Genomic DNA, 25,892 nt, shown 5'->3' on the forward strand with positions numbered 1-25,892 from the left:
CGACTAAGCGCTTTCTGAATATCCGCAATTCGGCAAACTTGTCAATGATTCGCAGCAAATTGCGAATAAAACAGACGAATTTTACTTATACGTAAAAACCACTTTTTTGTTATTACAAATATGCAAACATACTATCATGTATCATCGGCAGGAGTTTACTCCTATAATCCTGCATAACTGCTGTAACCAATATCCGCATAAAAGCCGAAAACGGGAACTGAGGCTATCATCTGCTGAACAATATACGGCTCCGGACACAAAAAAACGGCCGGAGCTAATCGTACTTAACAGTACTTTAGTTTCAGCCGTTTCCAAATCGCTGCAGTTTTTTATACAAAAATGGGGACGCAAATGCGCCCCCCTAAAATCACTGTTCCTGAACAGGTTCTTTCTTAAGCTCTTCTTCCGCCCTTCTCTTCATGTCATCCGGAGATTTCGGATTCGATATGATCTGACGAAATTCATTCTCTGCGGCCTCATGTTCATGGAGATAATATTTCTTGATTATCCCTGTATTGAACCGAGCCATGGAGTCATCCGGATCAAGTGCGATAATACGGTCAAAGGCTCCGGCAGCCTCCTTGAAATTCTCGGCCTGATAATAACACATCCCGAGTCCCATGAGCGCCTGAACGTTGTCCGGTTCCTTGGTCAGAACCTTATCGAAGAAAGGTTTTGCGCGATCATAAGCCCTGATCATCATAAAGGAATTGGCCAGCTCAAGCTGGATTTCCATATTATCCGGGTCCTTGCGCATGCGGGCCATAAGTTCCCGCACATGCTTCATGGCATCCTCATTTACAGAGGCCATGCCTCCGGGCATCCCGCCCTTCCCGCCTTCCTGCTGATATTCAACCTTGTTTCCGGGATGATTCATACGGTAGGTCAGCGAAGCGATAAAAACCGTCACAAGTGAAGCTCCAAGGAGCCAGATGATGGTTTTCTGTCCGGCGGACAGGGAAAAGCCTTTCATATCAGTTCTGTTATTTATCATTATCCAGCAACTCCATCTGCCTGATGCGGCGTTCCATGGAAGCACCCTTGAACGCGATGAAGGCCAGATAACCGGCGAGTACAGCCCAAACAATAATGTTGGCGGTAAGCAGGTAGGTTTCATTATTCATATATTTATACTCCTGAATTATTAATCATTATCCCAGACCATCCGGGCGTCCAGACGACCGCTGAGTCTGATCTGACGGTAACGCACCGCCAAAAGGACAAGCCAGAACAGGCCGAACGCCGCGATATTCACAAGCAGCGTCGTCAGCATTTCCGGCTCCATCCCGCCTCCCTTGGCACCAAGCACGTTGGGATGCACGCTTCTCCAGAGTCTCGCGGAATAAAAAACGAGAGGGACATCGACAAACGCGACGACTCCAAGCACGGCACATACCAGGGAACGGCGTTCGGCAGACATGGGGGAGGTGCGCAGCACCAGATAAGCGGCATAAACAAACCACATGATAAGTGTGGTCGTCAGCCGAGGATCCCAGGTCCACCAGACATTCCAGGCCGCACGGCCCCACAGGGAACCGGTAATCAGGGCCAGACCGCTGAAGACAACTCCGATCTCGGCGGCGGCTCCGGCCATGTAATCAAACTTTATATCTCTTTTGAGCAGGTATGCCACGCTGAAGACAAAGACCACAAAAAAACTGATCATGGCCCAGGCGGCAAGCGGCATGTGGGTGTAGAATATTTTCTGTACCAGCCCCATGGTAACCTCAATGGGGGCGTACATCCAGATGAAGTACTGGCCCACGCACAAGGCTATGCCGGATATCAGTGCTGCAACTGCGAGATTCATTAAAATGCTCCGTATTTGACAATTATGTTTTCGGCCAACATCTTATTGTTCACCGCTGTATACGAAAGGAAAAAGGATCAGCCCCGCTCCGCTGAAAAGCGCCGAAGCAGCCACGATGATTCCCATCCACGATTGCGCATCCATAAGCGGAACTCCCGAAAAGACGGAAGTCATCAGCTGGATGGCCCCCAGAAGAACCGGAAGCAGCAGGGGAAAAAGAATCACCGAAAGCAGCGATTCGCGTGCAGCCTGCCCCTGGGAAATGGCTCCAAGCAGTGCACCGAGCGCCACAAGCCCCCAGTCGGAAGCAAGAAGCGTGGCAAAGAACAACGCGGGTGATCCCTTGAAATCCTGCCCGAGAAAAACAATCGTGGCCGGAAGAAAGACCAATTGCGAACAAAGCAGCAGCCCCAGTCCGGCGACACCTTTTCCCAGCCAGACCGCGTGAAGCGGAACGGGAGAGGAAAGAAGTCCCAAACGGGCCTCGTTGGCCTCCTCCATCGCGAACAGTGTATTGAAGACCAGAACCAGCCCGAAGGATGAAGCCAGCCAGAAAATGGCCGAAGCCGCCTGCGGATCCACCAGCTGTCCTGCGGGACGGGAAAGGCTGAACACGAAAATGAGCAGCAGTCCCAATAGAACGGCCTGAGTCAGCCCCTGGCCTCCGCCGATGGACAGACGCAGGTCTTTCGCTGCTATGGTCAGTCCGCGTCTAAGCATTGTCCACCCCCGCGATCGACTTGGGATCGAATTCCGATGCAGGCCCCAGATAACCGGTTTTGTGACCGGACAGGCCGAGCACGGTGTCCGCAAGCGTGCAGTCGTGATTCACGTCATGGCTTATCCAGACCACGGCGGTTCCGCTGTCCCGCAAGGAAACAATTTCATCGCGCAACAGAGTCAGCGAAGCCTGATCAAGCCCGGTTCCCGGTTCGTCCAGAAAAAGAAGTTCCGGTTCAACCAGAAAAACCCGTGCAAGGTTCAGACGCTGGGCCATGCCGCGCGAATATGATCCGGCAGGTTCCTCGGCCGCCCTTTCCAGCCCGACTCTGGCCAGCAGTTCCGCCAGCCTGTCACGGGAAGGAGACAGTCCGTACATGGATGCCCAGAAGGAAAGATTGCTCCGCCCGCTCATACGCGGGTAAATAAAGGTGGAATGTCCGAGATATGCAGTTTTTTCGGGCGCGGTAAGAATCTCCGCCGATCCGGCCGACGGTCTCGAAAGCCCGGACATGATCTTCAGGAGCGTGGTCTTACCCGCACCGTTACGTCCGACCACGAGCATTATTTCCCCGCGCCGGACATCACAACTGACATTCTTGAATATGAGCCTGGTCCCGAAGAACTTGGCTGCGTTCCGTACCTTGAGAGCTATGCTTTCACTGTTCGCCACGGTTCTCCGCCTAGCTTAAACGAGGTTTGCGGAAAGCCGCCAGACCGAAGAGGCACGTAAGCGTTCCGCCGATCCACAGCCAGTTGATCAGCGGATTGATGCTCATCTTCAGGGTCGCGTTTCCTTTTTCATCCACACTGAGCAGGGTTGCGTAAAGTTCGCTGCCGAGTCCGGGTATGACCGAAACCTCGGCAAAAGGCTGCCTGAAATTACGGTAAAGTCTGCGTTCAGGACTGAGTAAGCCCACGGGCTTTCCGTTCTCGCTGACCTCGATTATGGATGTAATGCTGGCCAGTTCAGGGGTCTGCCCTTCGACCAGCTTTTTAAATGTCATTGTATATGATCCAAGTTGGACGCTATCGCCCTGCTTGACCACAAATTCCTGTTCAACTTTGTTCGGACCGGACCAGGCAACGCCGAGAAACATAAGCGCCACCCCCAGATGCAGTCCGTAAACGCCGATGACCGAACCGGCCTTGCGCATGCCGGGCTTAAGGATAAACAGCGCGAGTATCCCGACAATTGACGCAACAGAAGCGGCACTTGTTACGAGCGCAAGCGGATTATGCAGTCCGCAGATGTAACTTACGGCCCCTGCTCCGACAAAAACACCGCCCACCAGAAAAAGTCCCTTTTTGTCCGCAACGCCTTCTTTCCAGTCAAACCAGGGGCAGACGGTGAAAAGAAGTATAAGCAGACTGAACAGAGGCAGACAGACCCTGTTATAGAATCTCGCGTCCAGCCCTACGGGGTTGGTACTCCACATCTTACTGATAACAGGCCACATGGTGCCCAGTCCTACGACCAGACCGATGCCGAGGAAAACCCAGGCGGCCATGACCAGCACGCCCTGCCTGCTGCCGAGACCGGACAGCGTCCGGAACTCCGGTCTGGGACCGAATGCCAGGACAAGCCCGATAAAGGCCAGATTGGCGAGCATGAACAGGAGCAGCGGCAGACCGACGCCGTTTTCACCGTAGGCATGCAGCGACTGCACGACTCCGGAACGGACAAGATAGGTGGCGAATATGCACAGAAGCAGCGTCAGCCCCATCAAAAAGACATTGGCACGCTGCAGCGCCCTGCGCCGAATCTGAATGATCGCCGTATGCATGAAAGCGGATGCGCTGAGCCAGGGAATGAGCGATGCGTTTTCCACCGGGTCCCAGGCCCAGTAGCCGCCCCAGCCCAATTCCATGTAGGACCACCAGCAGCCGAGTACTATACCGGCTGTAAGGAATATCCAGGCGAGAATGTTCCAGTTGCGGCAGAAGGATACCCAGGATTTTGTTTCACCGGAAACATAGGCTGCAAGGGCAAGCGCCGCCGGGCTGGTGAATCCGGCATATCCGAGAAAGAGCAACGGCGGATGAAAAATCATTCCGGGGTTGCGCAGCAGCGGATTAAGCCCGTGCCCGTCTGTAGGCGACGGAACCAGTTCGAGAAAAGGGTTGGACCAACTGGTCAGTATGAGCAGGAAAAATGCCTGAATGAGCATGTAGAACAGCCAGTAATTCAACCGGGTCTTTTCAGAAAACTCACTGAAAAGTTTCATCCGGGAAAACACAACTCCCATAACAGCTATGGAAAGCATCCAGAAAAGCAGGGAACCGTCCGCGCCGGCCCAGAAAGCCGTAACGGTGTAGAACATGGGCAGGGTGTTGTCCACGTACTCGTAAACATATTTGAATGAATAATCTCTTGAAACAAGGGCCACGGTCATAATGACGCCTGCCAGAAGCACAAAACCGGCAACAGCCATGTTGGCCCGTTCTATGAGGACCAGGACATTGCGTCTGCCGGTAAGCAGGGAAAGACATGCGTAAGCCCCTGCCCCGAGTGCCGCAAGAAGGGCAATCAGGAGCATAAGGTTGGCAAAAAGCTGCATATAATATTTACTCCATAAATGGATAAAAGCTGTTTAAAGACGGAAAACGAACCGCACGGCGGCAGGCTCGCTGATTCCGGCCGGAGACTAACCTTCCCGGTTTTTCTTCTGATACTTGGAAGGACACTTGGTTATCAGCGATGTGGCCCGGAATTCCTTGTTACCATTAACGAAATTCCCTTCCACTATTACTTCCGCCCCTTCCTTGAAGGTGTCCGGAACTGCTCCGCTGTAATCAACCCGAATGGTCCGGACTGCCTCCTTCTGATCCTCAAGATCAAAAGACACGCCGAGCCCGCCCTCCTTGGGGGCGATATTATGCGGGGCGACTTTACCGAACAGTCGGGCCTGTCCAAGCTCGCTTTCATCCATCGCAAGAGCTTCGGAAACATTGAGGAAATACACGCTGTCCTGGGATATACCCGAATAAATCAGATAGCCCAGACCACCGAGAAAAAGGATAAGGGCGGCAATATAGACGCCTTTTCCACCTTTTCTGGCCATTATAAACTCCGTACTATTTGGAAACGTCCGCCCGGACATCGTCCGTGCCGACGAGCAGTTCTTTTCGTCTGCGGCGTGCGAGTTCGCGCATGTCCACCACCTGATCGGTTTCATCGACAATCTCGCTGCCCAGTATCTCTTCCATTACGTCCTCAAGGGTCACAACCCCGGACATTCCCCCGTACTCATCAAGCACCACAAAAAGGTGCATGCGGCTTTCGAGGAATTTCACCAGCAGCTTGTCCAGAGTTATATTCTCCAGCACAAACCGGACCGGCTTCATCAATTCCGAGAGTTTGACGTCGTCATGGTCATCTGCAAGCGCTTCAAAGACCGAGCGTCTGTAAATGACACCGACAATATCCTCAGGATCATCCCCTTCATAAACAGGGATACGGCTGTGAGGCCACGCGCTGAATTTGTCGTGGGCCTCGGCAACGGTCATGTCCGCCTGAAGTGAGAAGACTACGGTCCGGGGGGTCATGATCTGCTCAACAATCTTGTCGTCCAACGACAGGATGTTGGCAATCGAGAGGGCTTCATACGGTTTGATCGCCCCGGATCTTCGGGTCAGGTTGACCATTGCTCTTATATCTTCTTCCGTGGCCTGGGGACCGGATCCTTTCCTGCTCACAAGGCGGGACATGAATCCGCAGATCCAGATTACCGGAAGGAATATATAGATTAAAATTTCCGTAGGCCGGGCGAGCGCCCTTCCCAACGGCTGACAGTAGACCACCCCTATTGTTTTGGGGAGAATCTCTGAGAAGAGTAGTATGAGGATTGTGAATCCGACGGTAAACCAGGGCAGGCTCTGCGGTCCGTAAACCGCGATCCATGCCGCACCTGCAAAGGAAGCCCCCGCAGTGTTCGCCACCGTGTTGAGAGTCAGGATAGCCGTTATCGGCCTGTCGACATTGGTACGGAGTTTGTGAAGTATCTGACCGGACTTGCGTCCTTCACGACGCAGGATTTCGATCTTGCTCCAGGGAAAGGAATAAAGAACGGCTTCGCTGACTGAACAGTAAGCGGATATAAGTGAGGCTGCACTTACAGCAAGTATTAATTCCAGCATTAATTTTTTTGTTAGGGTTGCAAAAGCACCGGTCTGTAACGGATCAGATAATCGGAGCATTACCAGAAGCCAGATAGTGGCGCAACAGAAATAGGTCTGCTCAGCCGGATTCCAGACGGTTATGGTTCAAAATAAGTCCTAAATTGAAATAATGCAATACATCACTGCATGGACATCTTTCCGGCATAGGAGGATTCGCTTGCAGATCAGGCATTCCGGCTGCTGCAGACCGGACCGGAAAATATACATTGACTCCGCAAGGCTGGACATTAGAATGTGCGCGTCATGAATACAAATTCCCACAAAGTAATTTTCAGGTTGAGCGCACTCGGCGACGTGGTCCTGACCACCGGGGTTATGGAGTACTGGGCCGAGCAATACGGGTTCTCGTTCACCGTCATAACCAGGGCGGGCAATGTGCCCGTACTGGAGAACAATCCACATATCAGCAATGTGATCGGGCTGGAAAAAAATGATCTCGGAGACCTTGCGTGGATAAGAAAATCCGGGGAAATAGCTGCCGAATACGCAGGCTGTGAACTGATTGACCTGCACTCGACTCTGCGCTCCGCAATACTCGGTGCCAGATGGAAAGGCAAAGTCACCCGGTACAGTAAATTTTCCCTTGAACGCAGGCTGTTCAAACTTACCCGCAGTCAGGGTTTGCGGAAAAAGCTTGAAAGCCTGAACGTGACTCAGCGCTACGCCGCTGCACTGAAACGCGAACCGGTTGCCGCAGAACGGCTCCGGCCCCGCATTCACCTGACCGATGCGGAAACAACCTTTGCCCGCGATCTCAAAAAGAAACTGGGATTAGATGGGAAATTCGTGGCCCTTCATCCATACGCCACCCACCCGGACAAGGCCTGGCCGCGCGAAAACTGGACCGAACTTATAAATCTGCTGGACAAAAAAGGCATCTGCAGGATCATAATCGGCAGGGATAATAATGTTTTTACGGACCATGGCAATGACCGAAATCTGACCAACAAGCTTAAGCTCCGCGAAACATGCGCAATCCTGCGCGAAGCCGAGCTGCTCGTAACCGGCGACTCCGGCCCCATGCATCTGGCCGCCGCTGTAGGAACTCCGGTCACAGCTCTTTTCGGGCCGACTTCAAAGGCCTGGGGGTTTTACCCTTCCGGTAAGCGGGATGTGATACTGGAGTCGGAAATGGACTGCCGTCCCTGCTCCCTGCACGGGAAAAACCACTGCACCAAGGACCGCAAATGCTTGCGGGATCTCTCGCCGGACATGGTCATGGCCGGGATCATGAGTCAACTGAATGTTTGATAAAAAATCAGTATAAACCGCGAGAATAAATATTTATTTTCTAGACATGACTATTAACTTAGAAAGACTTTGATTAAAGCCATATTGCGATATGGTTATTGCTTTGGCCCCACAAGGATTTCAGGCCTAAGCATCTATCTTAACATAATAATTTAAAAACAGTTAGGGATTCCAAAGGGGATTATCCCCTTTGGCCGCCGGCGGCGAAATCAAATTATCAAAAACGCGAAGCGCATCAAATGGAAAATTGATCAGTCTTTCCTTAGTTTAGCAATTTCAACGCCAGAACCGTTTCAGTTCCGGGCCGTGAGAACGGATGTAATCCGCGACAGCTCCGGGCACGTATTGCGCAACATCTCCGCCGTTTTCCCAGACCTCCCGGACCAGGGTGGAACTTATGGCAAAATCTAAATCATCAATGATGTAAATTGATTTTCCGCCATGTATCTTCCAGACATTCTCTCCGGTCCGCTCAAGTCCGGTGAATATCCGGGCCAGTTCACGGGCCATTGCGCCGTGATCGGCTTCCGCACGGCTGACGGCCACGATGTTGGCCAGTTCCGGGATTTTCCGCCAGTCTTTCCACAGGGAAAAAGTTTCAAAAGAATCCTGCCCCATGATGAAAAAAAGCTCGTCATGCGGAAAACGCGCTGCGGCCTCGGTCAGAGTATCCACGGTGTAGGTAGGACCGTCTGCCCCCATATCGATATCACAGACCTCAAGGCCGGGCCGGTTTTCCACCGCCAGCCGGACCATCTCATAACGCATTTCACAGGGAAGCATATCTTCCCTGCCCTTATGATAGGGATTGCCTGCCGGAATAAGAAGTATCCGGTCCAGCCCCAGACGATCCATGACCGCCTTGGACACATCAATATGTGTGGAATGAACGGGGTTGAAACTGCCGCCGAAAAGACCGATTTTCATAAGTTCCGTGGTTTGCCCGGTTCCTAAACGTCTGAGGGTTCCCCCTGCCGGGGAAAAACCGCCAAAGACTTCCGGACACCGGATAATGGAAGGACGGATGCGCCTGACGGACAAAATACCCGGGGGGAACATTGCAGAGTTTCCCCCGGGCCCGCCGGTATCACCGGGACACCCCGGCGTCACCTGAAAAACTAATTACGTATGTGCCAGTCTCCGAGCAGGACGAACTTGGTCGACGTAAGTTCGGTAGCTCCCATGGGACCGTAGGCATGCAGTTTGGAAGTGGAAATGCCGATTTCGGCACCAAGTCCAAGCTGTCCGCCGTCATTGAAACGGGTGGAGGCGTTTACACCGACCATGGACGCATCCACTTCGCGGATAAAACGCATGGCCCGTGCATGGTCTCTGGTCAGGATGACCTCGCTGTGGTTGGAACCGTAACGGGCGATATGTTCCTGAGCCTCATCCTGTCCGCAGACAACCTTGACGGCCAGGGTCAGGTCCAGAAACTCGCGGCCCCAGTCGTCAAATTCTGCGGCAACGGCCTTTTCTCCCAGCAGGGGCATGGCGCGGGGACAGCCTTTCAGGGTCACACCGCAGGCACTGAGCAGGGTTCCGAGCGAAGGCAGGAAATCCTCGGCAATGTCCTCATGAACAAGCAGACACTCCAGAGCGTTGCATACGCCGGGCTTCTGGACTTTCGCATTCTTGATCACATCCATGGCCTTGGGTATTTCCGCGCTCTTGTCCACGAAGATATGACAGACCCCTTTGTAATGCTTGAGAACAGGCATGGTCGCCTGCTGAACAACGGCACGGATCAGACCTTCACCGCCACGGGGAATGACCACGTCTATGTACTCGTCCATCTTGAGCAGTTCACTCACCGCCTCACGATCGGTGACCTCTACGACCTGCACCGCATCTCCGGGAAGTCCGGCCCGTTCCAAAGCCTTGCGCAGCAGTGCAGCCAGAGCAAGGTTGGAATGAATAGCCTCGGAGCCTCCGCGCAGGATGACCGCGTTTCCGGCCTTGAGGCACAGAACAGCCGCATCAACCGTAACGTTCGGTCTGGATTCGAAAATCATCATTATGACGCCCATGGGCACACGCATGCGCCCGACCATCATGCCGTTGGGACGCCTTTCCATCTTTGAAATTTCACCGACAGGATCACCCTGTGCGGCGACTTCCTCGCATCCCTTGATCATATATTCCAGCACGGATTCCGTAATTTCAAGACGCTGCAGCCGGGCGGCATCGAGCCCGTTCTTTCGGGCTGCCTCAAGGTCTTTGCGGTTTTCCGCAAAAATGAAATCCTTTTCCGCCTGCAGCAGTTCGGCGAGCTCGGTAATGGCCAGATTTCTGGCTGAGCCCTCGGCACAGGAAACCTTGCGGGAAGCCTCCCTGGCTTTGGAAGCCACTTTTTTCATTGCTTCAAAAAAACTCATTATTTCCACCTCTGGATATGTATATTAACTGAAATATCAATTTTTCCTTCATTCGACACAAAATGGCTACTAGGGATATTGCAAAAAAGTCAACTAACATTTACCACTGTCCCCGAACAGAAGCTGTTACGGCAATATACCGGGCAAAATTATTTTTCCTTTTTTTGTAACCTTTTTCAGCAGCTTTTGCATTTTTTCTGGTTTTACGGCCAGTTGCTTCGCGCTTTCGGTTTTGACCTTTTTGTCAGACTGCTTTATAAAGCGCTCTTTGACTTTCATGCAAAATTCCATCAATTCTATGGAGGCTTTCCTTTAAATGGAAGAAAACACAAACACCACTCAGGACATTCTAAGCCAGGTACACGATTCGACGCCTGATTCTCTGCACCCTTTTCTGGACTATCTCCTTAAAAACGGAAAGATAATCTCCGCCGCAATCGCTGTCATCATTCTCATCGCAGCCGGTGTTTCCGGCGTCAAGTACATGAACCAGCAGAAAAAGCTCAAGGCTGAGACTGACCTCGGGGTGATCCTCATCAAGTACAGCGGAGCCAAGCAGGCTGAAGCTCTGACCGCCTTTGAAAAAGACGCTCCCGCAGAAATGAAACCGGCGGTTATCCTCGCCACAGCCAAGGCATGGATGGATGCCGGTGATTACGCCAAGGCCGAAACCGCATGGTCTGCTATTGCAGCCGAAGCGAAAGAAATGGCACCCATCGCCGAACTGGGCAAAGCCAAGTGCGCCATGCTTTCCGGCAAGCCCGCCGATGCGGTGAAAATTCTCCAGGCTCTCAACAACGGCGGAGCCGAGGGTTATGCCCCGACCATAAACAGGATGCTCGGAGAAGCTGCCGAAACTTCTGGAAATATCCAGGTTGCCGTACAGGCATACCAGGGACTCATGGTCAGCAATCCCAACGAGCGCATGTACCTTGAGGGCAAAATCAGGGAACTCAAGGCAAAGCTTTAGAGGACCGAGACTGATTTCAGCTAGGAATCACAGGTCGGCGGCGTTCACTGGAAAGAGGGAGAGAAGAAAACCTCTTACTGCAATGCCTGGCCATACCTGTGAAGAATATGCCAAACAAATGATTTAAGGAGCACATCCATGGCTCATCCACTTCTCGCGGACAGTCCGGGCACTAAACGCCTGCTTCTCGGCAATGAAGCCATTGTCAGAGGAGCCATAGAAGCCGGTATACAGGTCGTGACCTGTTATCCCGGCACACCTTCTTCAGAGGTTCCGGACACATTCTTCCGCCTTTCTCCTGAAGGAGATTACTATTTCGAATACTCCGTCAATGAAAAGGTCGCCCTTGAGGTCGGAGGCGGCGCATCACTTGCCGGGGCAATGACCCTGACCACGATGAAACACGTTGGTGTCAACGTGGCTGCCGACCCGCTCATGACTCTTTCTTATGTCGGAACGCCCGGTGGAATGGTTCTGCTTTCCGCGGACGACCCCGGCTGCCATTCCAGCCAGAACGAGCAGGACAACCGCTATTACGCACGCATCGCCGGAATGCCCTGCATGGAACCGGCAACCGCTCAGGAAGCCAAGGACATGACCCGTGACGCGCTCACCATGTCCCGCGAAATGAGTGCGCCTTTTCTGCTCCGGACCACAACCCGCGTGAACCATCTGCGCGGTCCGGTCGAGTTCGGAAAAACGGCCAGCCCGGCCAAACCGCAGGGCTTCAAGAAAAATCCGCCTCAGTTCGTTCCCATCCCGGCATTTGCCCGGCGCATGCATATCGATCTGCTCGAAAAGCTCGAAAAGCTGCGTGAAATGTCCGAAAAATCCGTTTACAACAAAGTCAGCGGAACAGGCAGCATCGGCATAGTAGCCTCCGGCATCAGCCGGGCATATCTCGCCGACGCCCTTGCGGACACCGGACTTGCAGACAAGTTCAAAATTCTCGAACTCGGCTTCACCTACCCTCTGCCCAGCGGCATGATCACCAACTTCATCTCTTCCGTTGAAAAGGTGCTCATACTTGAAGAACTGGAACCGCTCATTGAAAATGAAGTCCGCATTCTTGCGCAGAAAAACGGAGTCAATATTGAGGTGATCGGCAAAAACAGCCCGAACCTGCCTCTCAATGACGAATATTCAACCCTCAATGTAACCTCTGCCATCTTCGAAGTTCTCGGTATGGCACAGGAAACAAAAGGGTCCTGCACCGCTGCGGAAGACCTTCCCGGAAGACCGCCGAACCTCTGTGCCGGCTGTACTCACCGGGCAGCCTACTATGCTGTAAAAAAAGTCTTCGGCCCGGATGCGGTCTGTTCTTCGGATATCGGCTGCTACACTCTCGGGATTCTTCCTCCCCTGAACGCAGCGGATTTTCTGCTCTGCATGGGCTCGTCCATTTCTGCAGGCTCGGGAGCGGCAATGGCCGCAGGCCAGACAGTGGTCGGATTCATCGGGGACTCCACATTTTTCCATTCCGGAATAACCGGTCTGGTCAACGCGGTATTCAACAGGCATAATATCCTGCTGGTGATCCTTGACAACTCCACCACGGCCATGACCGGGCACCAACCCAACCCCGGCGTGGAAACCACTGCACTCGGCTCCAACCCGGCCCAGATTGATATCGAAGCCATTGTCAGAGGATGCGGGGTAACCGAAGTCCGCACCGTAAGTCCGCTGAATCAGAAAGCCATCACCGGAGCTCTTGAAGAGCTTAAGGAAATGGCCGGAGTACGCGTTCTGGTCGCCAAAGACCCCTGTCCGCTGTTCGCACGCCGTACACTAGGCAAGAAACCCGTTCGTACCGCGTACGTTGAAAACCAGAGCGAAGAAGTTCTCAAGGTAATGGAAGAACTGGCCTGTCCCGCTTTTGAAAAGACCGAGGCAGGAGTGGAAATAAACGAGATTCTTTGCTCCGGCTGCATGCTCTGTCTGCAGCTGACCAAGGACATCAAAGCCCGGAAAAGGAGCAGCTAATGAGTACAAGGTTGCGTATATTCATGACCGGGGTGGGCGGACAGGGAACCCTTACCGCCACCAACCTGCTTGCGCAGGCTGTTCTTGACAGCGGCACAGATGTCACTGCCGGGGAAATTCACGGCATGGCCCAGCGCGGCGGAGTTGTTGAATCCACTCTCCTCATCGGCCTGGCCTCACCCAAAATAGGTCATGGCGAAGCAGACATAATTCTCGGATTCGAACCGCTGGAAACACTACGGGCCCTGCCTTATCTCAGGCCCGGAGGAACAGTGCTTTCAAGTACGGAATACCTTCCTCCGCTCAGTGTATGCGCGGGAAAGGCCGAAAACACTCCCCTTGAAACAATCAAGGAAAAGGTTGCGGCCCGTGCCGGAAAAGCATACTACCTGCCCTGCCAATCACTGGGTTTGGAAGCCGGAGCGGTCCAAAGCGGAAACATCGCCATGCTCGGAGCACTCTGTGCCACCGGAGGCATTCCGCTCAAACCGGAACAACTGGCTGAAACAATAAAAAAAGCCATGAAGCCCAAAATAGCCGACATCAACCTCCGCGCACTGGAGCTTGGGGTCAAGGCAGTATCATAATTATCCGATCAGTCGACAGCCGCATACAAATGCGGCTGTCGACATTGCAGATAATTCAGTCGTAGTTTAAAATGCCGGGCAGCATTATTATGTCGGCATCTTTTTAGGCCGGAACCACGGACCTCCCGAACAACGGGATAATCAGCACATGCTGAAACAGAAAACAGCCTGGACGGCGTGAGTAATAAAATGAGTATGAAAGGACTGCAGGAACGCGTGGAAAACATTTATCTTTCGACTTTGAGTGAAATTCTTGATTCTATAGCTCCCCATCATGACCTGGAGCCGAGCCTCAATGCGATTCTTCAAGTCCTGTCCAAGGACCTCAACTTTCCGCGTGTTTTCCTTGCCATCATGGACACCGAGTCGGAAAGGCTGAAACTTTCCATAACCCACAGCCCGGCCAAGGACTATTCTGTCACCTATCAGCCGGGCAAAGGCGTTATCGGCCGGGTATACGAGTCCGGAGAATCCGTCGTCATTCCCAGAATGGCAGACGACAACGAACTCATAAACAAGGCCTTCAGCAGGTCGGAAGAAGAACTCAGGACTTCCTCCTACATCTGCGTACCGATAAAAACCACCGACTCGGACGGAAATCAGGAAGTTCTCGGCACACTGAGTGTTGATTCACCGGTACTGCCCATGGACCACCTGCTTGAACACCAGCATTTCCTTGAAGTAGTGGCCGCCCTGATCTCAAATCAGGTCTCCCGGCTGCAGGAAGAAATGTCACTGCAGGCTCAACTCCTGTCACAGGGGATGATGCCCGGAAGCGCGGACGCCCCTCCGCCGTCAGATTTCGTGGCCACATCAAAAAGCATGAAACAGGTGCTCAGGCAGGCCCGTCAGGTAGGCCCCAGCCGGGCCACCGCACTGCTTAGAGGCGAATCCGGCACCGGCAAGGAACTGCTTGCCGAAGCAATCCACGGATGCAGCCCCAGAAGAGATAAGCCGCTTGTCAAACTCAACTGTGCGGCTCTTCCCGCAGAACTGGTTGAAAGCGAACTCTTCGGACACCAGAAAGGCGCGTTCACCGGTGCATACCAGAACAAACGCGGCCTCTTTGAAGTCGCCAACAACGGCACCCTCTTTCTTGATGAAATAGGCGAATTATCCATGGATGCCCAGGCCAAGGTGCTGCGGGCAATTCAGGAAAAGGAAATCCAGCGTGTAGGTTCCGAACAGCCGATCACTGTTGACGTAAGGCTCATATGCGCCACCCACCAGCCGCTGGAAACCCTGCTGCGTGAAGGCAAATTCCGCGAGGACCTTTTCTACCGCATAAACGTTTTCCCCATTTTCATCCCTCCGTTGCGCGAACGGCGTGAAGATATTCTGCCCCTTGCCGAAAAATTCCTCGATGTGTTCGCCAAAGAGTATGACAAGGAAATAAAAAGAATTTCCAGCCCCGCAATAGATCTTTTCACCCAGTACCACTGGCCGGGAAACGTGCGCGAACTCAAGAACTGCATCGAACGGGCCGTGCTGATCTGCGAAGAAGAAGTAATCAGGACGTACCACCTGCCTCCGACCCTGCAGACTGCAGAGTCCACGGCAACGGATACCTCCCTGTCATTCGGTGAGGCTGTAGCAAAATTCGAGCAGGAACTGCTTGTAGATTCACTGAAGAAAGCACGCGGCAACATGCTCCAGGCCGCCAGAGACCTGCGCGTAAGCTATCGCATTGTCAACTACAAAGTTAAAAAGTACAATATCGATGTGAAAAAATACGCCGGGTCCAAAAAGAAGAAATAAAAATGAAGATGGCCATATCTGACGGAAAGGCATTCCGGTTTACCGTACACACTGCCGTCTGTATTCTGGCACTGCTGATTATTACGGGTTGTTCCGGTCGAAAAGGACCGGGGCAACCCGTTGTCATTCCATTTGACTCCGACTTCATTACAACCAACCGGACCCTGTCCGTATCCCCTGCCCTGAAAACCGACGGAAGCTCGGACCGCAGCTTTCTGTCCATCACCCAGCAGACATATTTCTTTGAAAACAAAAATGCCACGGCCAGAGTCATGGTCCTGCTCAACCGCAAGGCTGATGTTCAGATACCCGAAATAGGACAATGGTCCACGGTCTCTACGGGAAACTGCCTGTCAAAAGAAGATGATGTGAAGTGCTTCACCGCGCACATAGACTGCCACCTTGTGCGCACAACCTTCATCAGAACCGGTGAGCGCAGTCTGGCCGTAATAAAAGTCCGCAACAGAGCACGCGAACCTCAGGAACTCTGCGAGCAATGGGAGTTCGACAACCTTTCCCCGGATCAGGAAGCCATGGTGGAAGATTTCAACACCACATCCGATTCTTATTTCAGCTACAGGTAAAAGACAGTCGCCGCCGGAGGCTCTCCGGGGGCCATCCGGGGGCCGGAGAAACTTTTGCAAAAGTTTCTCCGGACTCTTCAAAACCTTTTGTTATGGCTTCGCCGCGGTCTTATCTTTCTATCCGGCATGTTTCATAAGCGGCAGATTTCGAGACAACGTTATTGATCACAGACAAAAACGCCCGTTCTCGTAAATTGTTACCCTTCTCCCGTCAACAAGTGTTGCTTTGACCAGCTTGTCTTCTGTATTGACCAGATCCCAGTGTATGGAGGAGGTGTTGAATCCTAGAGAATCCAGCATCATCCTGTCGAGAATCTCTGGCGGCCCGGAAAAGGTTCCGCCCAGCGACTGCCCGAGGGCAATGTGGCAACTGCCGTTCTCGCCACCGAAATTTTCATCCAGTATGGTCTGAGCCATGAAATGATCCATGCGGGAAATAGAGTTGTCACTGAGTGAGAATTCCCCAATCCTGCGGGCTCCAGCATCGGCTCGCAACTGATCGAGAATAAACCTTTCCCCGCCCATGGCCTTGACCCGCACGGCAATACCGTCCATGAATTCCAGCTGAACCCCGTACACATTCTTGTCCATGAAAAGGGACGGCAGGTCCGCGAAATAAACTCCGTTCACCGTCCGGTGGTCGGGGGAAACATAGACCTCGTAACCGGGAATGTTCTCCCCGGACGAGCCCATCCACCTGCGATTCTCGCCGGGGGAGAAACTCAGGTCGCACAGTTCGGACTTCATGTGTATCGACTTGATGTCCATGGATGTCAGCTGGTCAGCAATCTCACGGGTACGTCTCGCAATATTGCGCCATTCCCGGACCGGATCCGGCATATTCAGATAGCAGGCCCGCAAGAGTCTGGAGCTATATTCTTCCAGAGTGAAACCGGCGCGTGCGGCCAGTGCTTCGGTGGGATACACACATTCCGTGCGGACCATCTGCCCGCGAACCCGGCGCTTTTCGATCTCCTGCTTAAACGGACCCGACGCCTTCCTGTTCTCCATAATCGCGCGAGGGTCGACCTCGGCAAGGGCACCGACCTCCTCCGGGGCATGGATTCGGACCATTGCCGCCGCAGTTTTATACAATTCGCTTTTTCCCGGAGGATTGAACACCAACTGCCCGTAACTGGAATTTATATACAACTCCGCCTTCATGGCCGGGGTCAGCGAAGTTTCCATGACCGGATGCAGATGCCGCTCAATGAGCAGGGCAAAGAGAGCCTCGGCCAAGGGGGTTGCAAGGCGGTCATATTTCACGACCACGATGTCCATGTTTTTAAACTTAGTACCGCGCTGGCTTTCCAGGCCCCAGAGCAGGACTTTAGCGTATTCGTGAAGGTCTTCGTAGGAGATGATACTTTTCATATAAATTTTTTGTAGGATCTTGAAAAAGCCTGTTTACTGGTTACTTATCCTAATAGGTAACGCTGTTCTTAGCCAGAATTAATATTCAGGCACCGAGACTGGTCGAAAAAACTATACTTTTTTAGTATATTTTGTTTCTTTTAATGTAAATGGCGGATATGAGATTGACTTTCAATCACCTGTGAATATACACAGGATTCGCGCGGACGAGGCGGAACGGACGCAGCACAGGAATTAAAATTTCAAGTTCAATCATATACGGGGGAAGGCTATGTCTGTATCACTCAGAACAATGAAAAAAGACCAGAAAGGGGTCGTGGTTGCTGTTACTGCCAGCGGAGAACTGGGCAGAAGAATACGTGACATGGGTCTTGTTCCCGGAACGGAATTCATGGTTGTGGGCCGGGCTCCGCTGGAAGATCCTGTGGCCCTGCGTATGAAAGGATTCACCCTGACCCTGCGCAACAACGAAGCAGACTTTATTTCCGTCAAGGCGGAGGATTAGATGGGCAGGGAATATTTCGTTGCCGTATCCGGGCAGCCCAACTGCGGCAAAAGCACCATGTTCAACGCCCTGACCGGGGCAACCGCACGGGTCGGCAACTATCCGGGCATCACGGTAGACCGCACCGAAGGGCGCTACTGTGCCGAGAATTTCTGTGCAAATCTGGTGGACCTGCCCGGTACATACTCGCTGACTTCCTATTCAATGGAAGAGGTGGTGGCCCGGAATGTCATCGTCGACGAAAAACCGGACGTGGTCATCAACATGCTTGATGCCACATCTCTTGAACGGTCCCTCTACCTTGCTGTCCAGTTCATGGAAATCGGAGTCCCGGTTGTTCTCGGGCTCAACATGATGGACGAGGTCCGCAAAAAGGGAATCCGCATAGACTCCGACAAGCTTTCCAAACTAATGGGCGTACCTGTTGTAGAATGCATCGCCCGCAGAGGAGTCGGCAGGGACGAGTTGATGGGAGCTGTCAAGGAGGTCGCCGACCGGACTGACGGGAAATGGTCGCCGGTCAATATCTCATACGGTCACGACCTTGATCCGGTGATTGAGGAAATGACTGCGCTGATTACCGAAAACAATTTCATGACCGACCGCTACGATCCTCATTGGCTGGCGGTAAAATACCTTGAAGAAGATGAAATCGTAATAAAAAACGGACGCAACACAGGTCCTCTTTCCGCCGAACTGGAGCAGCGCGTCCACAAAGTGTCCGAGCATATCCAGAAGACCCTGAATACATACCCCGAAGCAGTCCTCGCCGATTATCGCTACGGTTTCATAAATTCCATCCTGAAACAGGGAGTCATCAGCCGTGAGGACGACCTGCGTTTCGATTTTTCGGACAAGGTAGATCTGGTACTGACCCACAAATTTCTCGGCCCGGTGATCATGCTGCTGACCATGTACGGCATGTTTTACGTCACGTTCACGCTCGGTGCCATTCCGCAGGGCTGGGTGGAAGACGGATTCGCGTGGCTGTCACGAACAATTGCATCCATCCTGCCGGACGGACTGCTGAAGTCCATGATCGTGTCCGGGGTAATTGACGGAGTGGGCGCGGTAATGGGTTTCACTCCGCTTATCCTGATCATGTTTTCCATGCTCGTATTTCTGGAAGACCTCGGCTACATGGCGCGTGTTTCCTACATGGTAGACAGGGTGTTCCGGATGTTCGGCCTCCACGGCATGTCCATCATGCCTTTCATCATGTCCGGCGGCCTGCCCGGCGGATGTGCTGTCCCTGGGGTCATGACCTGCCGTACCCTGCGCAGCCCCAAAGAGAGGATCGCAACAATTCTCACGGCACCGTTCATGATCTGCGGAGCCAAGACCACCGCATACATAATGCTGGTGGGAGCCTTCTACCCGGATAACGCAACCACAGTCATGTTCTGTCTGGTGCTTCTTTCATGGGTACTGGCACTTTGTTTCGGAAGACTGCTGCGCTGGACAGTCCTGCGCGGGGAGTCCACTCCGTTTGTCATGGAACTGCCGCCCTACCGCATCCCCACCCTCCACGGCGTGCTCATCCACACCTGGGACAGGGTGTGGGAATACGTGAAGAAAGCAGGAACGGTAATCCTTGCCATTTCAATTATCATGTGGGCTCTGATGACCTTTCCGCAACTGCCGAATGACAGAGTTGAGGCCTACGAAACCCAGCGTGTACATGCAATAGAACAAAGTGAGCAGTGGGATTGTTCCGCACAGGAACGAACAGACAGGCTGAATAAAATCATGAACCGCCTGACCTATGAGCAGGGCGAAGAAGCGCTCAAGCAATCCTACGCAGGACGCCTGAGCGAAACCATCTCGCCGGTCACCGATCTGGCAGGTTTTCCGTGGCAGGCAAACATTGCCTTCATCGGAGCCTTCGCAGCCAAGGAAGTTTTTGTCTCAACCATGTCCACCGCCTATTCTCTCGGAGAAGAGGACCCGGAAAACGCCCTTTCCCTGAGCGAAAAAATAGCCGCAGACAAGGCCTGGACCACCCCGGTAGTCTGGTCTGTATTCGTATTCCTGATGGTCTACGTGCCCTGCATGGTTACCGTGGCGGTCATCATCCGTGAAACAGACTGGAAATGGGGACTTTTCTCCGTCTTCGGCTCCATAGCATTCGGATATTCCCTGGCCGTGGTTATCTACCAACTGGGCTCAATGGCCGGATAACCGGACTGAATCAGAATTCCATGAAGGTCGCGTACGCGCGGCCTTTTATTTTTTCCACGCCCAAACGCCTTCGCATGCATTACAAGAAACGAAAAATACCGCTCTGCCAAGGCCTGTTCTGTATCCCGAAAAACCAAAAAAATATTATTTGATCCGCTTAGATGTGTTGACAACATAAGTGGGATGCTTATTTGTCCGTTTGTGCGGCAAGGCAAGCAGTTCTGCCCGCCTGCCGCGAATTCACGACACCGGAGAATCCATGTCTGGAAAAGAAGATAAAAACGAAATGACCGAACAGGAAAACGCTGAAACCGTAACCGGTGAAGGCGCGGAAGCGGAAAACGAAGTGACCCTTAGCGAAGACGAGCTCAAGGCTCTCTGCCGTGAACATGTCTGCCCCGGATGCGATGTTATGGGAGAAGCCAAGGAAGAGAGGCTTCGGGCGCTGGCGGAAACGGAAAACATAAAGAAAAGGCTCGCCCGCGAGACTGAGGAACTCAAGAAGTTCGCGGCGGACGCAATTCTTTCCGACCTGCTGCCTGTGCTGGATAACCTTGACCTTGCCCTTGATCATGCAAAAACGCAGGACGCATGCAAAAACTTTGTAACCGGCGTGGACATGACAAGAAAGATGTTTCTGGACACTCTTGCAAAACACGGGCTCGAAGCCGTTGGTAAAGCCGGAGACGAATTCGACCCCAATTTTCATGAAGCAATGGGCATGGCGCAGTCCCCGGATCTCCCCGACGGAAGCATCGCCCAGATTATGCAGAGAGGATACGTTCTGAAAGGACGTGTCATCCGCCCTGCAAAAGTAATGGTAAACAAATTGTCCTAGATTTTTTTGCCCGGTACTTTACAAGTGGAAATAAGGCATTACTTGATAATGCAGTGAAACTGAAATTTTATCTGGAGGAAATTATATATGTCCAAAATTATCGGAATCGACCTCGGAACCACCAACTCCTGTGTTTACGTAATGGAAGGCAAAGACCCCAAATGCGTAACCAACCCCGAAGGCGGCCGCACCACCCCGTCCATCGTGGGCTTCACCGACAAGGAACGCCTCGTTGGTGAAATCGCCAAACGTCAGGCCGTAACCAACCCTGAAAAGACCGTTTTCGCCATCAAACGTCTCATGGGCCGTCAGGCAAGCTCTCCCGACGTCAAGAAATGGTCCGAACACTGCCCCTACCCCATCGTGGACGGCAAGGGCGGCGATGCATGGGTTGAAATCGGCGGCAAAAAATACAGCCCGTCCGAAATTTCCGCAATCATCCTGCAGCAGCTGAAAAAGGACGCCGAAACCTACCTCGGTGAAACAGTCTCGGAAGCGGTCATCACAGTTCCCGCATATTTCAACGACTCTCAGCGCCAGGCAACCAAAGACGCAGGACGAATCGCCGGTCTTGAAGTAAAACGTATCATCAACGAACCGACCGCAGCGTCTCTCGCTTACGGCTTCGACAAGAAAGCCAACGAAAAAATCGCTGTATTCGACCTCGGCGGCGGAACATTCGATATTTCCATTCTCGAGGTCGGCGACAATGTTGTTGAAGTACGTGCAACCAACGGCGATACCTTCCTTGGCGGTGAAGATTTCGACAACGCGGTAATCAAATATCTCGTGGACGAGTTCAAGCGTGAAAACAGCATTGACCTTTCTAAGGACCGTATGGCCCTGCAGCGCCTGAAAGAAGCCGGTGAAAAGGCCAAAAAGGAACTTTCCTCCTCCATGGAAACGGAAGTCAACCTGCCCTTCATCACCGCAGACCAGAACGGCCCCAAGCACCTTATGGTCAAGCTTTCCCGCGCCAAGCTGGAAAAACTGGTTGAAGACCTGGTGGACCGCACCAAGGCTCCCTGCCAGAAAGCTCTCAAGGACGCCGGTCTCACTGCTTCCGATATCGACGAAGTCATTCTCGTCGGCGGCATGACCCGTATGCCCCTGGTTCAGCAGAAGGTTAAGGAATTCTTCGGCAAGGAACCCAACCGTTCCGTGAACCCTGATGAAGTTGTTGCCATGGGCGCATCCATCCAGGGCGGTATCCTCGCAGGTGATGTCAAGGACGTACTGCTTCTGGACGTAACCCCGCTGTCTCTGGGTATTGAAACCATGGGCGGTGTTTTCACCAACCTTATTGAAAGGAACACCACCATCCCCACCCGCAAGAGCCAGGTGTTCACGACTGCGGCTGACAACCAGCCCTCCGTGTCCATCCACGTTCTGCAGGGTGAACGCCCCATGGCGGCAGACAACATGACCCTGGGCCGCTTTGAACTGACCGGGCTTCCCGCAGCACCCCGCGGCGTACCGCAGATCGAAGTTACCTTTGATATCGACGCCAACGGCATTGTCAACGTATCCGCCAAGGATATGGGCACCGGCAAGGAACAGTCCATCCGGATCACTGCTTCCAGCGGCCTGTCCGAAGACGATATCGAAAGAATGGTCAAGGATGCTGAAGCACATGCCGATGATGACAAGAAGAAGCAGGAACTCATCGAAGCACGCAACCAGGCCGACTCGCTGATCTACACCACCGAGAAGTCTCTGCGTGAAGTTGGCGAAAATGTGGACGCCGCCCTGAAGGCTGATATCGAAACCAAGATTGAGGACCTCAAGAAAGTTCAGGACAGCGACGATCCTGATGCCATCAAGCAGGCAACCGATGCTCTTGCACAGGCTTCCCACAAGCTCGCCGAACAGCTCTACGCACAGCAGAATCAGGCCGGATCCGCCGGAGCAGAAGGTGCTGCAGGTCCCGAAGGCGCAGCAGGCTCCGCAAAGGACGATGACGATGTTGTCGATGCTGACTTCACCGAAGTTAAGAACTAATTCCAGCCAGTAAAAACACGGCCCCGGCACTTGCATGCCACGCCGGTTCGGTATAACTTTATCCGGCCTTGCCCCTGCGGCAGGGCCGGATTTTTTTATGCTTTCGGCATGCTGAGGATGATGGTCGGACCGACATGCTCCAGCATCCCAGGCAGGAAGGAATATTTTATAAATTTGAACAAACAGCCGGGACGCACTCCCCTGTTTCTGCCAATGACAACTTGTCATTCCGGCGGCGAAATCAAATCATCAAAATAAAATACCCATTTGTCCCAAGTCCTTGACGAATCCGGTTACATGATACACAAACTTCACATGAGATATTCAATGAAAAAAGATAAGACTGTGCGTCTGTTACCGCAGATTTGCATCCTGTTCATGCTGGCCTTGTTCGCCACGGCCGGAGCAGGCTGCGTTGGTCTGCAGAAGCCCCAGGTCAAATCTCCATCTATTTCAGTAGACATGCTGCCGACCCCTGAACTTGTTCAGAAGGCTGACCAGGCATGGCAGAAAAAGGACTACGTAACCAGCGAACTCTTCTACACGAGACTGCTGGAACGAAAAGATATTCCCGCCAATGCGGTTCTTCCGGCCACCGAACGACTGGCCGTGAGTTCTTTCAAATCGGGCCATTATCATGAAGCCGAAGCCCGGCTTGAACAATGGAAAAAACTTTCCCCGGAAGCGACATCCTCCCCCGAATGGCAACAGCTCTATTATGAAACGCTGACTGCCACAAAGGCAACGGACAGATTGCGCGCTCACCTTTCCGCAACCATGGAAGATCCTTTTCTGCCATGGGCGGTAAGGTCCGCATCCGGAAAACGTCTTTCTTCCATGGCACAGAATGCCGAATCTCTCACGGCCCTTGAGCGCCTTTATGCCATTGCCCCGGATGCAAACGGCCAGAAGGAGCTTGAACACTGGTTTACTGAAGGACTCGCCGATAAATCGGATGCGGAACTTGCTTCCTTATCAGGAATGATTCCGTCCGGGTCGGGGCTGAAATTTCCATACGAACTGATCAGCTTTGAACAGGCTGTCCGCAAGGCACAGGCCAAGGAATACTGGCCCATGTCCTGGCGTACTATGACCGGTATAATCCAGAACGGACAGATCGAAGATAAAACATGGTTCAGCGGTATTGTTGCCGAACTTGAAGGCAAATACGGCATACCGCGTGTAGGCATAACCCTTATCCTGCCCATTTCCGGACGCTTTCAGGAATACGGCTGGAAAATTATCCGGGGTGCCGGAGCCGCACAATGGGAGATGACCAAAGCCGGTCTGGACATTGACGTGCAGGTAATCAACACCGAATCTCCGGGATGGATTGAGAAGGTCAAAAACATGCCTCCGTGGTACACTGTGATCGGAGGACCCATCAGCGTCACTGCCTTCAAGGAACTTGAACAGGCCGGAATATATACCGACAAGGTTACCTTTTCTTTTCTGGCCAAACCCGGCAATCTTGAAGAGGGTAAGGATGCCTGGAGATTTTTTTCAAGCCCGGAAGACCAGATTCGCTCTACCCTCAATCTTGCTGTTGATGACCTCGGGATCACCAATTTCGCAATCCTGTATCCGCAGGAAAAATTCGGGCGGAAGATGTCCCGTATTTTCTTTGACCTGGCATCCGAACGCGGAGCGAAAATCACCGGCATGGAATCCTACCCCCCCAGCGACTTTCCCAAATGGGGCAAGATTGTAGGCAAACTGGTCCGGGCTCCGGAGAAAAAGGCCCAGAACATTGCCGAGGGGCTGGGTGAAGACGCTCCCCTGCCGGAACCGGACTTCGGGGCTGTATTCATTCCCGACACCTGGCATCAGGCACAGCTGCTGATTCCCCACTTCTTTTTCCATGAAGCCGACACACTGGTCTTCCTCGGTCCAGAACTGTGGAGCCAGGCGCTGAACTCCGCCCGCGATGTGGAAGCTCAGAACCTCAAGCTGACCGTTGCACCCGGAGCATGGTGGGCAGCTAGTGACGGGGCTGAAAGGCTTAAGGAAGCAATGAACGAGGAAGGACTCGGTACTCCTGATTTCTGGATTGCACTGGGGTATGACTTTGTCCGTTTTGCCGGAAGGCTCGGAACATTTTCCACGGGCTGGACACCGGAGACGGTCAACAGCAGGATCGCAGAGGCTCAGCACATGGATTTCAGTCTTGCTCCGATCAGTTGGACCAAGGACGGACACGCCAGCCAGAATCTTTACCTCTTCAGGCCGGAACAGAATGGGAAAACCCGCATTGACGCATCAATCGTAAGCACGACACTTTCCCGGGCCAAGGCCAGAAGAGGAGCCCGCGTGAAGGCCTGGGAAGAAAAGCAGGAAGAGTTGAAGGCAAAACAGGAAACGGCCGGACAGTAGATTACCGGTCCTGAGAATCAGCCTGAAGCAATTAGGCGTAAGAACAGAATAAAATTAAATAATGTTTACAATATAAGGAGACCTCAATGAGTGACGACAAACTCAATCTGGAGGAAGTTGCCCGTGTGGCGCGCCTGGCCCGACTGGACCTGTCTGAAGAAAAATCAGCCCTGTTTGCCGGACAGCTGAACAACATCCTGGCCTATATGGATAAACTTAATGAAATCGATACCAGCAGCGTGGAACCGATGTTCAGCCCGGTTGAACACACTACCGTACTGCGCAAGGATGAAATAACCAAAGAACATTCAAGGGAAGAAATACTCTCCAATGCCCCGGATTCCGACGGCCAGTATTTCATTGTCCCCAGAATTGTTTAACCTGAACTTCACGGATC

General features: G+C 52.9%; 24 protein-coding genes. 12 read left to right on the forward strand and 12 right to left on the reverse strand.

The genetic code is table 11. The annotated features are described in order from the left end of the window. Positions 1–367 precede the first annotated feature (367 nt). The 8 genes from ACKU4E_RS07035 to ACKU4E_RS07070 form a co-directional block, all read right to left on the reverse strand. Positions 368–994, reverse strand: coding sequence for a tetratricopeptide repeat protein (locus ACKU4E_RS07035; protein WP_320170370.1), 627 nt, complete (start codon positions 992–994; stop codon positions 368–370). Beyond that, the gene (locus tag ACKU4E_RS07040; RefSeq protein ID WP_320170371.1) at positions 984–1,124 is read right to left on the reverse strand and encodes a CcmD family protein; all 141 of its coding nucleotides are present in this window, start codon (positions 1,122–1,124) and stop codon (positions 984–986) included. The genes ACKU4E_RS07035 and ACKU4E_RS07040 overlap by 11 nt, the downstream gene beginning before the upstream one ends. Positions 1,125–1,144: 20 nt before the next feature. Further along, positions 1,145–1,810, reverse strand: coding sequence for a cytochrome c biogenesis protein CcsA (gene ccsA, locus ACKU4E_RS07045; RefSeq protein ID WP_320170372.1), 666 nt, complete (start codon positions 1,808–1,810; stop codon positions 1,145–1,147). Between the two features lie 42 nt (positions 1,811–1,852). Next, entirely contained in the window at positions 1,853–2,530 is a 678-nt protein-coding gene (locus ACKU4E_RS07050; protein ID WP_320170373.1) for a heme exporter protein CcmB, read from the reverse strand. Beyond that, entirely contained in the window at positions 2,523–3,203 is a 681-nt protein-coding gene (locus ACKU4E_RS07055; protein ID WP_320170374.1) for an ABC transporter ATP-binding protein, read from the reverse strand. The genes ACKU4E_RS07050 and ACKU4E_RS07055 overlap by 8 nt, the downstream gene beginning before the upstream one ends. 10 nt (positions 3,204–3,213) lie before the next feature. Further along, complete coding sequence (locus ACKU4E_RS07060) at positions 3,214–5,091, reverse strand: cytochrome c-type biogenesis CcmF C-terminal domain-containing protein (protein ID WP_320170375.1); 1,878 nt, start codon at positions 5,089–5,091, stop codon at positions 3,214–3,216. A gap of 87 nt (positions 5,092–5,178) precedes the next feature. Beyond that, a complete protein-coding gene (locus ACKU4E_RS07065) occupies positions 5,179–5,595 on the reverse strand; it encodes a cytochrome c maturation protein CcmE (protein WP_320170376.1) in 417 nt (138 codons plus the stop codon). Positions 5,596–5,608: 13 nt separating this feature from the next. Beyond that, positions 5,609–6,670, reverse strand: a complete 1,062-nt coding sequence (locus tag ACKU4E_RS07070; RefSeq protein ID WP_320170377.1) for a hemolysin family protein — start codon at positions 6,668–6,670, stop codon at positions 5,609–5,611. A gap of 285 nt (positions 6,671–6,955) precedes the next feature. Between ACKU4E_RS07070 and ACKU4E_RS07075 the strand changes: the two genes are divergently transcribed. Continuing rightward, positions 6,956–7,963: a glycosyltransferase family 9 protein gene (locus ACKU4E_RS07075; protein WP_320170378.1), complete on the forward strand. Its 1,008-nt coding sequence runs from the start codon at positions 6,956–6,958 to the stop codon at positions 7,961–7,963. A 276-nt stretch (positions 7,964–8,239) separates the two neighbouring features. Here ACKU4E_RS07075 and nadD read toward each other — a convergent pair whose 3' ends face one another. The 3 genes from nadD to ACKU4E_RS07090 all read right to left on the reverse strand — a co-directional run bounded on the left by nadD (position 8,240) and on the right by ACKU4E_RS07090 (position 10,620). Then, positions 8,240–8,890 carry a nicotinate (nicotinamide) nucleotide adenylyltransferase gene (gene nadD / locus ACKU4E_RS07080; RefSeq protein ID WP_320170379.1) on the reverse strand — a complete coding sequence of 217 codons (651 nt, stop codon included), beginning with the start codon at positions 8,888–8,890 and terminating at the stop codon, positions 8,240–8,242. Between the two features lie 191 nt (positions 8,891–9,081). Further along, positions 9,082–10,341 (reverse strand): glutamate-5-semialdehyde dehydrogenase, encoded by a 1,260-nt coding sequence (locus ACKU4E_RS07085; protein ID WP_320170380.1) that lies wholly within the window; start codon positions 10,339–10,341, stop codon positions 9,082–9,084. 126 nt (positions 10,342–10,467) lie between these two features. Beyond that, positions 10,468–10,620, reverse strand: coding sequence for a hypothetical protein (locus ACKU4E_RS07090; protein ID WP_320170381.1), 153 nt, complete (start codon positions 10,618–10,620; stop codon positions 10,468–10,470). A 37-nt stretch (positions 10,621–10,657) separates the two neighbouring features. On the opposite strand from ACKU4E_RS07090, the gene ACKU4E_RS07095 reads away from it, so the two are divergent. The 5 genes from ACKU4E_RS07095 to ACKU4E_RS07115 all read left to right on the forward strand — a co-directional run bounded on the left by ACKU4E_RS07095 (position 10,658) and on the right by ACKU4E_RS07115 (position 16,223). Continuing rightward, positions 10,658–11,311, forward strand: a complete 654-nt coding sequence (locus ACKU4E_RS07095) for a tetratricopeptide repeat protein (RefSeq protein ID WP_320170382.1) — start codon at positions 10,658–10,660, stop codon at positions 11,309–11,311. Between the two features lie 138 nt (positions 11,312–11,449). After that, the gene (gene iorA, locus ACKU4E_RS07100; RefSeq protein WP_320170383.1) at positions 11,450–13,294 is read left to right on the forward strand and encodes an indolepyruvate ferredoxin oxidoreductase subunit alpha; all 1,845 of its coding nucleotides are present in this window, start codon (positions 11,450–11,452) and stop codon (positions 13,292–13,294) included. Then, the gene (locus ACKU4E_RS07105; protein WP_320170384.1) at positions 13,294–13,881 is read left to right on the forward strand and encodes an indolepyruvate oxidoreductase subunit beta; all 588 of its coding nucleotides are present in this window, start codon (positions 13,294–13,296) and stop codon (positions 13,879–13,881) included. The genes iorA and ACKU4E_RS07105 overlap by 1 nt, the downstream gene beginning before the upstream one ends. A gap of 189 nt (positions 13,882–14,070) precedes the next feature. Then, positions 14,071–15,639, forward strand: coding sequence for a sigma 54-interacting transcriptional regulator (locus ACKU4E_RS07110; protein ID WP_320170385.1), 1,569 nt, complete (start codon positions 14,071–14,073; stop codon positions 15,637–15,639). Between the two features lie 2 nt (positions 15,640–15,641). Beyond that, on the forward strand, positions 15,642–16,223 hold the full coding sequence (locus tag ACKU4E_RS07115; protein ID WP_320170386.1) for a hypothetical protein: 582 nt from the start codon (positions 15,642–15,644) through the stop codon (positions 16,221–16,223). Between the two features lie 165 nt (positions 16,224–16,388). On the opposite strand, the gene ACKU4E_RS07120 is transcribed toward ACKU4E_RS07115, so the two are convergent. Next, positions 16,389–17,597 (reverse strand): aminopeptidase, encoded by a 1,209-nt coding sequence (locus tag ACKU4E_RS07120; protein WP_320170387.1) that lies wholly within the window; start codon positions 17,595–17,597, stop codon positions 16,389–16,391. A gap of 271 nt (positions 17,598–17,868) precedes the next feature. Between ACKU4E_RS07120 and ACKU4E_RS07125 the strand changes: the two genes are divergently transcribed. The 6 genes from ACKU4E_RS07125 (at position 17,869) to gatC (ending at position 25,875) form a co-directional block, all read left to right on the forward strand. Further along, entirely contained in the window at positions 17,869–18,102 is a 234-nt protein-coding gene (locus tag ACKU4E_RS07125; protein ID WP_320170388.1) for a FeoA family protein, read from the forward strand. After that, positions 18,103–20,283 (forward strand): ferrous iron transport protein B, encoded by a 2,181-nt coding sequence (feoB, locus tag ACKU4E_RS07130; protein WP_320170389.1) that lies wholly within the window; start codon positions 18,103–18,105, stop codon positions 20,281–20,283. 259 nt (positions 20,284–20,542) lie between these two features. After that, positions 20,543–21,121 (forward strand): nucleotide exchange factor GrpE, encoded by a 579-nt coding sequence (gene grpE, locus ACKU4E_RS07135; protein ID WP_320170390.1) that lies wholly within the window; start codon positions 20,543–20,545, stop codon positions 21,119–21,121. A gap of 87 nt (positions 21,122–21,208) precedes the next feature. Next, a complete protein-coding gene (dnaK, locus tag ACKU4E_RS07140) occupies positions 21,209–23,122 on the forward strand; it encodes a molecular chaperone DnaK (RefSeq protein ID WP_320170391.1) in 1,914 nt (637 codons plus the stop codon). Positions 23,123–23,449: 327 nt separating this feature from the next. Then, positions 23,450–25,495 (forward strand): penicillin-binding protein activator, encoded by a 2,046-nt coding sequence (locus tag ACKU4E_RS07145; RefSeq protein ID WP_320170392.1) that lies wholly within the window; start codon positions 23,450–23,452, stop codon positions 25,493–25,495. 86 nt (positions 25,496–25,581) lie between these two features. After that, the gene (gatC, locus tag ACKU4E_RS07150) at positions 25,582–25,875 is read left to right on the forward strand and encodes an Asp-tRNA(Asn)/Glu-tRNA(Gln) amidotransferase subunit GatC (protein ID WP_320170393.1); all 294 of its coding nucleotides are present in this window, start codon (positions 25,582–25,584) and stop codon (positions 25,873–25,875) included. Positions 25,876–25,892: the final 17 nt, after the last annotated feature.

The sequence above is a fragment of the Maridesulfovibrio sp. genome, from assembly GCF_963677005.1.
In the GTDB taxonomy this organism is placed as follows: Bacteria; Desulfobacterota; Desulfovibrionia; order Desulfovibrionales; family Desulfovibrionaceae; genus Maridesulfovibrio.